The 288-nt window shown below is 42.4% G+C and carries 1 protein-coding gene; it reads left to right on the top strand.

The features are described 5' to 3' along the window. Positions 1 to 12 precede the first annotated feature (12 nt). The coding region (locus tag ACZIX2_RS14295; protein WP_463340767.1) for a UpxY family transcription antiterminator at positions 13 to 288 on the top strand (276 nt) is incomplete at its 3' end.

Below are 288 nucleotides of genomic sequence, written 5' to 3'. Positions count from 1 at the left end.
ACATAACCGAAAATGAACTGGTACGTTGTATATACAAAACCCAAGTGGGAGAAGAAAGTAGCCGAAAAGCTAAATGCTATTGGGGTTGTGGCGTATTGTCCTATGGTGATAAAGGAACGACAATGGAGTGATCGCAAGAAAAAAGTAGCCGTGCCTTTGTTTTCCTCCTATGTTTTTGTGCAATTGGACGAGAGGGATCGCCAAAAGGTATTTGCAGTAACAGGCGTGGTGCGCTATTTATTTTGGTTAGGGCAACCTGCAGTAGTTAAAGAAGAGGAAATTACCGAA

Source organism: Flavobacterium riviphilum (assembly GCF_055231795.1).
This window is presented reverse-complemented; position numbering and strand designations above follow the sequence as displayed.